The following is a 12,782-nucleotide window of genomic DNA, read 5'->3' as shown; positions in this document are numbered from 1 at the left end:
TTCACCGTTTTCTGGGGGAATCAGAACTGCGATTGTGCCGGAGATTGCAGGCAAAAAAGAGCCGAGCATAGGCTCGGCTCTACAGACTGCTGCATCCACGCATGGCGTGGATCTGGTGTTGCCGGCCAGCGGCCGGCACTACCACGCAGGTCTCAGCTGCGCATACCCACGCCACGGCGCAGCAGCCACAGGGCCAGCGCCGTCAGCACCACCACGAAACCGATCATCAGGCCGTAGGCCACCGGCAGCGGCACATCGCTGCTGCCCAGCAGGCCATAGCGGAACGCGTTGACCATGTAGAAGATCGGGTTCGCGTGCGTGGCCGCTTCGGCCCAGCCTGGCAGCAGCTTCACCGAATAGAACACGCCACCCAGGTAGGTCAGCGGGGTCAGGATGAAGGTCGGCACGATCGCCACGTCATCGAACTTCTTCGCATACACCGCATTGATGAATCCGGCCAGCGAGAAGATCGTCGCGCCGAGGATCACCGTGGTCAGCATCACGATCGGATGCGGGATTCGCACCGGGGTGAAGAACATCGCGATGATCAGCACGATCACGCCGACCATCAGGCCGCGCAGCACGGCACCGGCCACGTAGCCCCACAGGATCACCCAGTTCGGCATCGGGCTGACCAGCAGTTCTTCGACGTGGCGGCCGAACTTGGCACCGAAGAACGAGGAACTGATGTTGCCGTAGCTGTTCTGGATCACGCTCATCATCACCAGGCCCGGCACGATGAACTGCATGTAGGTGTAGCCGCCCATGTCACCCACGCGCGACCCGATCAGGTTGCCGAAGATGAGGAAGTACAGGGTCATGGTGATCGCCGGCGGCACCAGGGTCTGGCCCCAGATGCGCATGATGCGGGCGACTTCGCGGCGCACGATGGTCATCAGCGCGATGCGGTTGCGCTGGCCGTCGGTCAGCTCGGTGGTGCTCATGCAGGCTTCTCCATGTTGCCGGTGAGGCGCACGAACAGCTCCTCCAGGCGGTTGCTCTTGGTACGCATCGAACGCACGCGGATGCCGGACTCGTTCAGCGTAGCGAACACGCGGTTGAGGTCCATCGCGCGTGGCATGTCGATGTCCAGCGTGTGCGGGTCCGGCGCGGTCAGCGTCGCGCCCTCGATCACCGGCAGCTGCGCCGGCAGGTCACCGTCGATGTCCAGCAGGAAGCCTTCCACGTCCAGCTTGGCCAGCAGGGTGCGCATCGGCCCCTGCTCGACGATCTGGCCATGGTTGATGATCGCCAGGTGGCGGCACAGGTACTCGGCTTCTTCCAGGTAGTGCGTGGTGAGGATGATCGTGGTGCCGGCAGCGTTGATCTCCTTCAGCACGCGCCACATGTCGCGGCGGATCTCGATGTCCACGCCGGCGGTCGGCTCATCCAGGATCAGCAGGCGCGGGCGGGTCATCATCGCGCGGGCGATCATCAGCCGGCGCTTCATGCCGCCGGACAGCGTGCGGCTCATCACCTGGGCCTTTTCCCACAGGTGCGCGCGCTTCAGCTCTTCCTCGGCGCGCTGCTCGGCTTCCTCGCGCGGCACGCCGTAGAATCCGGCGTAGTTCACCAGGATGTCGAAGGGCTTTTCGAACAGGTTGAAATTGATCTCCTGCGGCACCAGCCCGATCAGGCGCATGGTGGCGCTGCGGTTGCGCACCAGGTCGCTGCCGAACACCTCCACCTGGCCCTCGCTGAGGTTGACCAGGGAGCTGATGATGCCGATCAGGGTCGACTTGCCCGCCCCGTTGGGGCCGAGCAGGGCGAAGAAGTCGCCCGGGGCCACTTCCAGGGAAACGCCCTTCAGGGCCTGGGTGCCGTTGTCATAAGTCTTGCGCAGGTCGCGCACGCGCAGGGCGGGCGCCGTATCGTTCTGGGATGCCAAGCTCGAAGCCTTCGCGCCCATGGGCTGGCGCTGGAGAGGGGCGGGGAGGGGCTATTATAGAAGACCCCGAGGGCTTGCCCCGGCTACACACTGTCCCGAAAAGTCGTGCCTGTTCAATTCCCCCTCAAGCTGGTCGGCTGCCGCATGCTGGCCCCGACCGTCGGCCACTACCAGTTCGTGCGTGACGATGGGCAGCCGCTGGATTTCCAGCCCGGCCAGTTCATCCAGGTCCATTTCAGCTACGCCGACGGCACCGAAACCAAGCGCAGCTACTCGCTGGCGACCATCCACGACCATGCGCTGGGCCCGGGCGAGGCGGTGGACATCGCGGTCAGTTTCGTGCCCGGTGGCGCCGCCACGGCCCTGTTCGAGGCGCTGGAGCAGGGCAGCCAGATCAGTGCGTCCGGCCCCTATGGCCGGTTCTGCCTGAATCCCGGTGACCACAACGCCCGTTACCTGCTGATCGCCACCGGTACCGGCGTTACCCCCTACCGCTCGATGCTGCCGCTGCTGGAGAAGGCCATAGCCGAACGCGGCGTGCAGATCGTGCTGCTGCAGGGCGCGCGCAGTCCGGGCGAGCTGCTGTACAGCGAAGATTTCTACAGCTTCGCCGAAAAGCACGCGAACTTCCGCTATGTTCCGTGCCTGTCGCGCGAACTGCCGGCCGAACCGCACCCGGATGTACAGCACGGCTACGTGCAGCAGGCGCTGGCCGGTTTCACGCCGGACCCGGCCACCGACATCGCCTACCTGTGCGGCAACCCGGACATGGTCGATGCCTGCGCCGAGCTGCTGAAGGCGGCCGGCCTGGGCAACCCGCAGATCCGCCGCGAGAAGTACGTCAGCAGCAAGTAGGCCCGGGTGGTGCCGGCCGTTGGCCGGCAACCCCATGAACCCCGGTAGTGCCGGCCGCTGGCCGGCACCCCCCGCAAACCGGAGGCGGCACCACGCCGCCCCCGGTGCCCGGCCTCAGTACGCGATCCAGGCATCACGCCAGGCAAAGCCGGTGCCCGGGCGATAGGCATCGGCGTTGATGTTGCACCACGCACCTTCCGGGAACGGACGGCAGGCGTACAGCTTGCCGTCGGTGCCCTTCACCACGGTCTCGCCAGGCTTGTAGCTGCCGAGGCCGGCCGGATACACGAAGTCGAAATCGCCACCCGGCGGATCGACCGGATCAACCGGGCCCGGAATCTGGGTTTCCAGTTCAAAGCGGTTGCCTGGCTTCAGGTAGACGCGGTTCTCGGTGGCGGACGCCACCGGCGTGATCACGCCGTTCTTCATCACGCCGACGCGGGCGTGCTGGGCACTGCCGTTGACCTTGCGGGCCAGCGCCATCGGCCACTGTGCCGGAGCGGTCTGGCCAGCAGCCAGGGTGATTTCCGGGCGCTCCAGATCGTTGCCGTTGGCATTGAACACGCGCAGGGTCAGCGTGGTGCCTGCCTCCAGCGCACCGCGGGCGGTGACCGGGCCGGCATCCTGCCACTGCGGCGGCGGAATCACGCCATTGCCGCCTTCGAATCGCACGTCCATGCAGGTGTAGAACGCTTCACCCGAATCCGAACGCTGCCAGGTGTTGTAGATGATGTGCTGGCCACTGCGCTTGGGCAGCGGGCAATCCAGCTTGTAGGTCTTGCCATCCACCGGCACGTTGCCCAGGGTGCAGAACTCCTGCAGGTCGGCCCAGCGCAGCGGGCTGCCCGGCTGCCAGCCCTCACGGGTGACATAGAACTTCCACTCGCGGGTGGCATGCGGGGCCGGGGCATAGAATTCGAAGGTGTAGCGGCCACGCGCGTCGGCGCGGATCGGCGTGGTCGGCCAGTCCGTGCGGTTCAGGTCGAGCCCGCGGTACTTGGGAATGCTGGCACTGCACAGCTCGCCGTCGCGCACCAGTTCACGATGGTTGCCATTGGCATTGCCGTGCGCAATCGCGCTCCAGTCGTAGAACGGCTGCGCGCCGCCAATGGCCTTGGCGGCGGCGCAGGCCGGGTTGGTCGGGTTTTCCGGATTGCCCTCGTGGCACTGCTTCACGCGGCTGAGCGGCTTGGTCATGGTGCCGTGGGCGAAGGCGCTGCCAGACAGGGCGAGGCCGGCAACGACGGACAGTGCGAGGACTGCCCGGTGGGACAGGTGCATGCAGAGACTCCTTTGCGAGGTGTGGGAAACCTCATGGAGTCTTCACATGCAGACGCGCCGTCAACATCGGACAAGTTTGAATTTGATGGCTGTCGTGCCTGATCTGCAGCGCCCTGCTCAAAACACTGCGGCCCAGGCAGAAGGCGGCACGATGCGCACCGCCTTCTACAACGGGTCAGTAGGGCACCCAAGCATCGCGCCATGCACTGCCCACACCGGGGCGATATGCCTCGGCATTGACGTTGCACCACGCCCCTTCCGGGAACGGGCGGCAGGCGTACAGCTTGCCGTCGGTGCCCTTTACCACGGTCTGGCCGGGGACGTAACTGCCAATGCCTGCGGGGTACACGTGGTCGAAATCACCGCCCGGCGACGGCGTGCCCGCGTCGGGCACCCGGGTGTCGAGCTGGAAGCGGTTGCCGTCCTTCAGGTACACACGGTTGTCGGTGGCCGAGGCCGCCGGCGTGATCACGCCGTTGCTGAGCACGCCCACGCGTGCGTGCTGCGCACTGGCATTGACCGTGCGTGCCAGCACCAGCGGCCACTGTGCGGCGGCAGTCTGGCCGCTGGCCAGCGTGGCTTCCACGCGTTCGACATCATTGCCGTTGGCATTGAACACGCGCAGCGCCAACGTGGTGCCGACCGGCAGCTCGCCGCGCGCGGTGACCGGGCCGGCATCCTGCCACTGCGTTGCCGGTGCCGTTCCGCCGCCGCCCTGGAAACGCACATCCATGCAGGTATAGAACGCCTCGGTCGAATCCGAGCGCTGCCAGGTGTTGTAGATCACATGCTGGCCGGTGCGCTGCGGCAACGTGCATTGCAGCTTGTAGGTGCCATCGGCCGACAGCGGTGTATTGCCCAGGGTGCAGAACTCCTGCAGGTCGGCCCAGCGCAGCGGGCTGCCCGGCTGCCAGCCTTCGCGGGTGACGAAGAAGCGCCAGTCACGGGTGGCGTGCGGCGCGGTCGCCTTGAACACGAAGGTGAACCTGCCATTGGCATCGGGCTGGATCGGCGTGGTCTGCCAGTCACTGCGGTTCACGTCCAGGCCGCGGAAGGTCGGGTTGTTGCCGCTGCACAGCTTGCCGTCGGGCACCACGGCCTGGTGGTTGCCGTTGGCATTGGCCTGGTTGATGCCGTTCCAGTCGTAGAACGCCTGCGAACCGCCGATGGCCTTGGCGGCGGCACAGGCCGGGTTGGTCGGGTTCTCGGGGTTGCCCTGGAAACAGGCGTAGACGCGGCTGACCGGCGTGGTCATGGTGCCGTGGGCGAACGCGTTGCCGGCCAGGGACAGGCCCGCAGCCACGAACGAGGTAGCCAGCAGCAGCGGTGTGGATCGGAATGACATGGCGCATCCTTGTGGTCGTCGAAAGGGAACGGTGACCGCAGGCGCTGCGCTGCGCAGTGGACTTCCGGCGGCACCACGGCGAGTATCGAGTCGCGATGCAGGCGACGGAACCATCGCAGTGCCGATCCGTGACTGCGCATGTGAAGCCCTTCCCGCAGGCTTCACGCAGGGCTGAACGGATGCGCTGGACGTCACGTGACCGGCGTGGCATCGATCACGTCATGGGGATCGCGCTACGCAGTCACGGTACCCACCCGATCTGCCTGGCACGAGAAACAGCCATGCGCCGCGTTGTGCAGCTGGACGAACGCCACCGACGGGTCGGCAAACAGTGCATCCAGGTGGTCGGCCACCTCGGTGCCCGCACAGACCTGGGCACCGCACATCAGCGCGGCGTGGTCATAGGCACGCATCGATATCATCCGGCGCTGCACATACGGGGGCACCTCGCCTGGCGGCAGGACGCAACGGGTCACGCCGCGCTGCACGAAGATCGGGCCGGCGGCGCGATACGGTGAATGCAGCGGCAGGTGGACGTGGGACAGCAGGAGCAGCTCGCTGCCAGGCGCGGGATCGCTCAGGCTGATCCGGCAGGGATGGCCGCCGTTGGCGCCGGCCCAGCGACGCTGGATGCCGAGCGCGGCGAGCGCGCTGTCACTCATCTCGAACAGGTGCAGGAAGGGGCGATGGTCGATGCCACCGAGGTACCACGTGTGCATGAGCGTCTCCTGGGTCTGCGGCGGATTCTGCGCGTGCGCCGGCGACCGTGCTCGCCGTTTTCAGACCCCGCATCGCCGCCGGGCCGGTGCACTGGCCCACGGGCCGCCGCCGATGCCGCCCTGTGCCGGCCAAGGCCGAGAGGCGGGACCGCCTGGTCTGCGCGCCGTTGGCTGCGGATTCGTCATTGCCCATCGCCGTCGGCGCGCTGCCCGTGTAAGTTGGGTCACATCTTCCGCGGCAGCCCGTCGTGGTCGACAGGAACGTCCTCCAGGGGAAACGAGCACGATGCAAAGACACCACCTCGCGCTGGCCGGGATGCTGGCCAGCCTGATGCTTGCCGGGTGCAGCCAGCCGACGCCGGCCGACGCCGGAAGCGCCAGCGATGCACCCAGCCGCCGCTTCGGCACGATCGACTTCCAGCCCTGCACACTGTCCACCGAAGGTGCCAGCGCCAACGTGGAGGCGCAGTGCGCCACCCTGCAGGTGCCAGAAGACCGGGCCCAGCCTGACGGTCGCCGGATCGGCCTGCGTGTCGCCTGGCTGGAATCGGGCAGCAGCGGCGCCAGCCAGCCCGACCCGGTGTTCTTCCTGGCCGGCGGCCCCGGCCAAGCGGCCAGCGAGGTGGCGGTCATCGTCGATACTGCACTGCGCCAGGTGCGCAAGCAGCGCGACGTGTTCCTGATCGACCAGCGCGGCACCGGCGGCTCCAACCCGCTCAGCTGCCTGGGCGCGGACGGCAAGCCGCTGCAGGTGGACGAGGATGCCGCGCCTTCCGAGGCATCGCTGCGCGATTACGCCCAGCGCTGCGCCGCATCGCTGCAGGGGCGTGCCGATGCGCGCTTCTACACCACCACCGAGGCGATCGCCGATCTGGATGCGGTGCGTGCGGCGCTCGGTGTGGACCAGCTCAACCTGGTTGGCGGCTCCTACGGTACCCGCGTGGCCCAGCGCTATGCCGGGGCCTATCCGCAGCACACCCGCAGCATCGTCATCGATGGCGTGGTACCGAACGAGCTGGTGGTCGGTGGCGACTTCGCGACCACCTTCGAGGATGCGATCGCCCTGCAGTCGGCGCAGTGCCGCAAGGATGCCGCGTGCAGCAAGCGTTTCCCGACCGATACCCGCGCGCAGCTGCGCAGCGTGGTCGACACCCTGCGCCGTGCACCGGTCTCGGTCGAGTATCGCGACCCGGGTACCAACGCACCCCGGCAGGATGTCCTGACCCCGGACAGCGTGGTCGGCCTTGCCTTCGCCTTCTCCTACGTGCCGCAGTATTCCTCGCTGCTGCCACTGGTGCTGGATGAAGCCGCACACGGGCGCTATGCCCCGTTGGCATCGCTGGCGCGCGGCGCGAACCGCAGCATGGATTTCCAGATCAACCGCGGCATGCAGTGGTCGGTGATCTGCAGCGAGGATGCGCCGCGCTACCACGCGCCGGCCGAGGATCCCGAGCGGCTGTTCGGCAACGAAGTGGCCAGTGCGTTCTTCGCGGCCTGCCCGGTGTGGCCGCACCGTCCGGCGCCGGCAACCGATGCCGTGCCGCTGCGCAGCGACGTGCCGACACTGCTGCTGTCTGGTGAGCTGGACCCGGTGACGCCGCCGCGTTACGCCGCACAGGTGCTCAAGGGCCTGCCCAACGGCCGTGCGCTGGTCGCCCGTGGCCAGGGCCATGGCACGTTGACCGCCGGCTGCATGCCGCGGCTGCTCGGCCAGTTCATCGACAAGACCGATGCCAAGGCGCTGGATGCCGGCTGCCTGGATACGCTGAGCTACGTGCCGGCGTTCACCTCGTTCAACGGATGGGAACCATGATCGTCGCCGACAACCTGCACAAGGCCTTCGATACCCGCACGGGCCGCATCCAGGCGGTCGCCAACGTCGGCTTCCGCGCCGGGGATGGGCTGATCACCGGCCTGCTCGGCCCCAACGGTGCCGGCAAGACCACCACCATGCGCATGCTGTACACACTGATGACGCCCGACCAGGGCAGCATCACTGTCGACGGCATCGATGCGGCGCGCAATCCGGTGGAGGTACGTCGCCACCTTGGCGTGCTGCCCGATGCGCGTGGCGTCTACAAGCGCCTGACCGCGCGCGAGAACATCGCCTACTTCGGCGAACTGCATGGCCTGTCGGCCGAGCGCATCCGCGAACGCATCGAGGTGCTGTCGCACGCGCTGGACATGGGGGACATCCTCGACCGGCAGACCGATGGTTTCTCGCAGGGCCAGCGCACCAAGACCGCGATTGCCCGCGCGCTGGTGCACGACCCGCGCAACGTCATCCTCGACGAACCGACCAACGGCCTGGATGTGATGACCACGCGCGCGCTGCGCCGCTTCCTGCTGGGCCTGCGCGAAGAGGGGCGCTGCGTGATCCTGTCCAGCCACATCATGCAGGAGGTGGGCGCGTTGTGTGACCACATCGTGATCATCGCCAAGGGCACGGTGATGGCTGCCGGCAGCGCCGACGAGCTGCGTGCGCAGGCCGGCGAAGCCAATCTTGAGGACGCGTTCGTGAAACTGATCGGCAGCGAAGAGGGCCTGCACGCATGAGCATGATGTCGACCCTGATGACGGTGATGCGCAAGGAACTGCGCGACCTGTCGCGTGACCGCCGCACGCTGCTGCTGACCCTGCTGTTCGGGCCGCTGCTGTACCCGGTGCTGCTGCTGGGCATGGGCAAGCTGGCCGAGAGCCGGGTACGCACCCAGATCGAAGAGCCGTTGCAGATCCCGACCATCGGCGCCGAAAACGCGCCGAACCTGGTGCGCTTCCTCGCCGCACAGGGCCTTAATGCCGCACCGGCACCGAAGGACCTGGCCGAGGCCATCCGCACCCAGGACATCGATGTGGCGCTGCGCATCAGCGATGATTTCGGCAAGGACTGGGCCGAGGGCAAGCCGGCGCTGGTGGAGGTGATCAAGGACAGCACGCGTCGCGCGGCTGAAGTACCCAGTGCGCGCCTGGAGGCGGCGCTGGCCACCTACAACGGCCAGGTCGGTGCACTGCGCCTGATGGCGCGTGGCATCGACGCACAGGTGGCACGCCCGCTGGACGTGGCGCGCCAGGACCTGGCCAGTGCCGAGGCCAAGCGCGGCATGATCCTGTCGATGCTGCTGCCGGTATTGCTGACGCTGACCTCGTTCATCGGTGGTGCATACCTGGTGATGGACGCCACCGCCGGCGAGCGCGAGCGGCAGTCGCTGGAACCCCTGCTGGCCACGCCGGGCTCGCGCAGCGCGATCGTCAGTGGCAAGATCGCCGCCGCCTGCGTGGTCGGTTTCGTGTCGCTGCTGCTGACCCTAGTCGCGTTCAAGGTGAGCGCGCAGATCGCACCCGGCAACATTGGCCGCCAGTTCAACATGAACGTCGGCTCGATGCTGCAGATGCTGCTGGTGATGTTGCCGATGCTGCTGATCGGTACCTCGCTGCTGACCTTCCTGTCGGCCGCAGCCAAGAGCATGAAGGAAGCGCAAAGCCACATGACCTGGCTGATGCTGCTGCCGATGCTGCCTGGCTATGCACTGGTAGCCTATCCGCTGAAGAGCGAGCTGTGGCAGTACGCCGTGCCGTTCCTGTCGCAGAACCAGATGCTGCTGAAGGTGATCCGCCACGAGATCATCACCCCGGCGGTCTGGGCGATCTACCTCGGCGCCAGCCTCGGCCTCGCCGCCGTGCTGTGGTTCGCCGCCGTGCGCCGCTACCACAACGAGCGCCTGGCGATCTCTGGCTGACTGCAGCTGGTAGCGCCAGGCCATGCCTGGCGGATGGGGAACGAGGCCCGGTCATTCCGGGCCTCGTTGTTCTCAGGTTCGCGTTGCCTGCCAAGCGGCGAAGCGCTGGGCGATCACCGGTGCCAGTCGGTCGAAGTTTTCCCAGGTATCGGCGACGTGGTACAGCGAAAGGACCTCGGCCCCCAACTGTTCCTCATAGTCTTCGAGATACTGGCCATTCTCGAGGTCGTAGTACGAAGCAGTGAACGTGTTGGCTTCATCACTGACCAGGTCATCGACGAATTTGCCGTCGCTGCATTGAAGCAGGAACAGGCCCGGCGTCGTTCTACGTTCCCGCAGCGCCTGCAGGTCTTCTTCTGCGTCCTCGGCGAGCTCTTCGCTTGCCATGCCCTGTAGCAGCAGCCATGCCAGGTACATGCCGATGTGAGTGGCGCCGGCCTCAGCCGGAAGATCCGAAGGGAAGTCACCCCCGGAATGCCAGCTGGCGTCGTCGTACTTCATCTGTTCTCCTCCTGATTCTAGAAAATAGCTTAGGTCGCGAGGGTAGACAGCGGGAGCGTCGAATGCGTCAGCCGCTGGTATACCGCGCAGGCGTCACCCCCATCTCGCGCTTGAACACGGTGATGAACGCGCTCGGGGTGTCGTAGCCCATCGACAGCGCAACGCTGATCACCGGCTCGCCCGCCAGCAGGCGTGGCAGCGACAGCAGCACGCGCAGGCGCTGCCGCCAATGGCCCAGGGTCATGCCTGTTTCGGCCCGCCACCGGCGGGCGAGGCTGCGGCCGGACAGTCCGTTGGCGGCGGCCCACGCTTCGACGCTGCGAAGGTCGTCCGGCGACCGTGCCAGCGCCGCCGCGATCCGCCGCAACCGTCGATCCTGCGGTTGTGGCAAGGCAAGCGGCAAAGGCGTGCTGGCGGCGATCTCATCGGTGATCACGCCGGCCAGGCGTGCCTGCGCGGCGTCCAGCGCCTGATGTGGCCAACTCAGTGCGCGCATCATCGCCGCCTGCAACAGCACGTTCGGCTGGAGAATGCGCGGCACGGCGGGCAGCTCCAGACAGGCTTCTGCGTTGAAGTACAGGCTCCAGCCATCGAATGCCTCTGCCCCTACCAGGGCGTGAGGCAGCAAGGGCGGTATCCAGGCAACATGCCCCGCCGGCAGCAACCAGTGCAGATCGCCGGCCTCGATCCGCAGCAGGCCGTGGTGGGCACCCAGCACTTGGCCGCGCACGTGCTGGTGGCGCGCGGTGCGGCGCCGTCCGGGCACCCGCAGCTGCGAGGCCAGGACGAGTGGACCGCCTTCGGCGTTCGCCAAAGCGGGGTCAATCAACGTGGGTGATGTCTGATCTGCCATATCCAATGGCAGTTATACGGCAGAAGTGCCAATGGCTGGGCGGCACACTGGACTCCCGATCCCACAGGAGCATCACCCATGCAGCCGCAGGACATCCTTCCCGACCATCAGAACGAGGTGCAGATGAACGGCCTCACCGTGCGCAAGGGCAGCGTCGGCGCCTTCCTCGCCAGCGTCCGTGACTGGCAGGACCCCGCCGGCGATGACGCCACCCGCGCCACCGCCGAAGCCGACCTGCGTGCGCTGCTGCCGGGCCTGCATGCGCTGGGCCTGTTCCAGGTGCTGGACGCGCGCGATCCGGAACTGCAGCGCCTGATCGACAGCCTCGCCTGAAACGAACACGGCCCGGACATGCCGGGCCGTGTCGTCATTGCGGGTCGGAAACGACTTAATCCCCTCCGTCCCCTTTTCGCGGTCAGCTGCCGCCCGGGGCGAACACCAGGGTGCGGCGGGTGGTGACCGGTGCGCTGACCGGCTCGAAGCGCCAACGCTTGACCGCGTTCATGGCCTCGCGATCGAAGACGCGCGATGGCGTTGCGCGCAGCACACGGGCGTTGGTCACCGAACCGTCGGTGCCGACGGTGATTTCCACCAGCACTTCGCCGGAGGTGCCTGCGCGCAGCGCCTCGGACGGATAGCGCGGCGCCGGGGTGCTGACCGGGCGCAGGTTCGGCGCCGCAGCGGCCGCCGGTGCGGCGGCCTGGCGTGCGGCGCTGGCCTGCTGGGCGGCAGCCTGCTGCTGCTTCTGCTCGGCGTCGCGGCGGGCCGCAGCCTGGCGCTCGGCTTCCTGGCGCTCGTTGTCGCGGCGGGCGGCGTCCTGCTGGGCAGCGATCTGCTTGGCTGCGTCGGCTTCCTTGGCACGCTGCTCGGCCAGGCGCTGCTGTTCGGTCTGCTGCTTGCTGCGGTCCTCGGCGTCCTTCTTCGCCTTCTCGGCTTCGGCCTCGGTGCGCTTGGCCGCGTTCTGCACGCCCTTGGCCAGCCCGTCCTTCAGGCGCGGCAACGCCGGCGCAGAGGCGTCCACCTTCTCGATCAGTGCCACCAGGCGCTGCGCTTCGGTGTAGTCCTCGCGGCCCAGGTGCTGTTCGGCGGCGATCAGGGTGTACGGCAGCAGGTCGGTCAGCGCGCTCTTCACCGAGGCGTCGTCCGGCGTCTTGTCGCGCAGGGCAAGGTAGTACTCGATGGCGTTGTCGCCGGCCGGCGCGTACATGCGGTTCTCGCGCAGGGCCTGGCTGGCCGACTCACGCAGCTGCTCGGTGCCCATCGACTGCACCTTGGCGGCGACCACCGGTGCGGCCGGTGCAGCGGCGGTGGGTGCGGCGGCCGGGGCCGGTGCGGCGGTTTCCTCCTTGCCCGAGCAGGCAGCCAGTGCCAGTGCCAGGGCAACCGGCAGCCACCGGCGCGCGGCGGTGATCGTTGAGACGTGCGACATCCTGCTCCCCTCTAGAAGACGACGTGACGTAAATCATTGATATGCATGGCCGGGACCAGCGGTCCGGGCGCGGCAGGGTGACGTTTCCCGACGCCACCGCCGGCAACGGCGAGGGTGCAATCTAGCATCCCGGCCGCCGCCGCGTACAAGAGCAGTGGCCGGGATGGGCAACGG

At 67.4% G+C, this 12,782-nt stretch carries 13 protein-coding genes; 5 read left to right on the top strand and 8 right to left on the bottom strand.

All coding sequences use genetic code 11. The features are described from left to right. Window positions 1-152: 152 nt before the first annotated feature. Window positions 153-944 (bottom strand): ABC transporter permease, encoded by a 792-nt coding sequence (locus tag DL544_RS20360; RefSeq protein WP_005420226.1) that lies wholly within the window; start codon window positions 942-944, stop codon window positions 153-155. Continuing rightward, window positions 941-1,909, bottom strand: a complete 969-nt coding sequence (locus DL544_RS20355) for an ABC transporter ATP-binding protein (RefSeq protein ID WP_005420224.1) — start codon at window positions 1,907-1,909, stop codon at window positions 941-943. The genes DL544_RS20360 and DL544_RS20355 overlap by 4 nt, the downstream gene beginning before the upstream one ends. A gap of 84 nt (window positions 1,910-1,993) precedes the next feature. Here DL544_RS20355 and DL544_RS20350 point away from each other — a divergent pair, with 84 nt between their 5' ends. Further along, the gene (locus tag DL544_RS20350) at window positions 1,994-2,743 is read left to right on the top strand and encodes a ferredoxin--NADP reductase (protein WP_081280473.1); all 750 of its coding nucleotides are present in this window, start codon (window positions 1,994-1,996) and stop codon (window positions 2,741-2,743) included. 114 nt (window positions 2,744-2,857) lie between these two features. On the opposite strand, the gene DL544_RS20345 is transcribed toward DL544_RS20350, so the two are convergent. The 3 genes from DL544_RS20345 to DL544_RS20335 form a co-directional block, all read right to left on the bottom strand. Beyond that, complete coding sequence (locus DL544_RS20345; RefSeq protein ID WP_065177863.1) at window positions 2,858-4,024, bottom strand: lytic polysaccharide monooxygenase; 1,167 nt, start codon at window positions 4,022-4,024, stop codon at window positions 2,858-2,860. A 175-nt stretch (window positions 4,025-4,199) separates the two neighbouring features. Continuing rightward, window positions 4,200-5,369: a lytic polysaccharide monooxygenase gene (locus tag DL544_RS20340; RefSeq protein ID WP_065177864.1), complete on the bottom strand. Its 1,170-nt coding sequence runs from the start codon at window positions 5,367-5,369 to the stop codon at window positions 4,200-4,202. Between the two features lie 233 nt (window positions 5,370-5,602). Beyond that, a complete protein-coding gene (locus DL544_RS20335) occupies window positions 5,603-6,088 on the bottom strand; it encodes a DUF1203 domain-containing protein (protein ID WP_005420217.1) in 486 nt (161 codons plus the stop codon). A gap of 286 nt (window positions 6,089-6,374) precedes the next feature. Between DL544_RS20335 and DL544_RS20330 the strand changes: the two genes are divergently transcribed. Genes DL544_RS20330 through DL544_RS20320 form a run of 3 tightly spaced genes read left to right on the top strand, consistent with a single transcriptional unit; the run spans window position 6,375 to window position 9,825 of the window. Further along, complete coding sequence (locus tag DL544_RS20330) at window positions 6,375-7,901, top strand: alpha/beta hydrolase (RefSeq protein WP_139727976.1); 1,527 nt, start codon at window positions 6,375-6,377, stop codon at window positions 7,899-7,901. Further along, window positions 7,898-8,644 carry an ABC transporter ATP-binding protein gene (locus tag DL544_RS20325; RefSeq protein WP_065177866.1) on the top strand — a complete coding sequence of 249 codons (747 nt, stop codon included), beginning with the start codon at window positions 7,898-7,900 and terminating at the stop codon, window positions 8,642-8,644. The genes DL544_RS20330 and DL544_RS20325 overlap by 4 nt, the downstream gene beginning before the upstream one ends. Further along, window positions 8,641-9,825 (top strand): ABC transporter permease, encoded by a 1,185-nt coding sequence (locus DL544_RS20320; RefSeq protein WP_053496786.1) that lies wholly within the window; start codon window positions 8,641-8,643, stop codon window positions 9,823-9,825. The genes DL544_RS20325 and DL544_RS20320 overlap by 4 nt, the downstream gene beginning before the upstream one ends. Before the next feature lie 72 nt (window positions 9,826-9,897). Here DL544_RS20320 and DL544_RS20315 read toward each other — a convergent pair whose 3' ends face one another. Both DL544_RS20315 and DL544_RS20310 read right to left on the bottom strand, forming a co-directional pair. Continuing rightward, window positions 9,898-10,326: a DUF7832 domain-containing protein gene (locus DL544_RS20315; RefSeq protein WP_005420206.1), complete on the bottom strand. Its 429-nt coding sequence runs from the start codon at window positions 10,324-10,326 to the stop codon at window positions 9,898-9,900. A gap of 67 nt (window positions 10,327-10,393) precedes the next feature. Then, window positions 10,394-11,179 (bottom strand): AraC family transcriptional regulator, encoded by a 786-nt coding sequence (locus DL544_RS20310; protein ID WP_139727974.1) that lies wholly within the window; start codon window positions 11,177-11,179, stop codon window positions 10,394-10,396. A gap of 78 nt (window positions 11,180-11,257) precedes the next feature. Between DL544_RS20310 and DL544_RS20305 the strand changes: the two genes are divergently transcribed. Then, window positions 11,258-11,512, top strand: coding sequence for a hypothetical protein (locus DL544_RS20305; protein WP_095378230.1), 255 nt, complete (start codon window positions 11,258-11,260; stop codon window positions 11,510-11,512). Window positions 11,513-11,594: 82 nt separating this feature from the next. Here DL544_RS20305 and DL544_RS20300 read toward each other — a convergent pair whose 3' ends face one another. Continuing rightward, a complete protein-coding gene (locus tag DL544_RS20300; RefSeq protein ID WP_139727972.1) occupies window positions 11,595-12,608 on the bottom strand; it encodes an energy transducer TonB in 1,014 nt (337 codons plus the stop codon). Window positions 12,609-12,782: the final 174 nt, after the last annotated feature.

The sequence above is a fragment of the Stenotrophomonas sp. pho genome, assembly GCF_006228405.1.
Lineage (GTDB): Bacteria > Pseudomonadota > Gammaproteobacteria > Xanthomonadales > Xanthomonadaceae > Stenotrophomonas > Stenotrophomonas sepilia.
The sequence above is the reverse complement of the archived record's forward strand: the minus strand, read 5'-3'. Positions and strand labels throughout refer to the sequence as shown.